The organism is Paracraurococcus lichenis (assembly GCF_030657435.1).
Lineage (GTDB): Bacteria > Pseudomonadota > Alphaproteobacteria > Acetobacterales > Acetobacteraceae > Paracraurococcus > Paracraurococcus lichenis.
Genome location: NZ_JAUTWS010000583.1, coordinates 1 through 287, shown reverse-complemented (window position 1 = coordinate 287; position 287 = coordinate 1). Strand labels below are relative to the sequence as shown.

1 protein-coding gene is annotated in these 287 nt (G+C 63.8%); it reads left to right on the top strand.

The genetic code is table 11. The features are described 5' to 3' along the window. The coding region (locus Q7A36_RS41325) for an IS66 family transposase (protein WP_305109557.1) at window positions 1–287 on the top strand (287 nt) is incomplete at both ends.

Here is a 287-nt window from a genome sequence, read left to right as displayed (position 1 = left end):
CTGCAACACGCGCTGGATGAGCTGCTCAAGCTCGTGCCGGACAACAAGCCGGGACTGAAGCTGCAGCGCATCATCAAGCGCTTCCGGCAGAACCTGTTCGTCTTCCTCACGGACCGCGCGGTCTCTCCCACCAATAACGGCTCCGAACAGGCGCTGCGGCCCTGCGTGATCTTCCGCAAGGTCACCAACGGCTTCCGCTCCGTCTGGGGTGCTGACCTCTATGCCGATGTCCGCTCTGTGCTCGAGACCGCTCGACGACGTGGCCTCGGCATTCTCCAGGCCCTCCA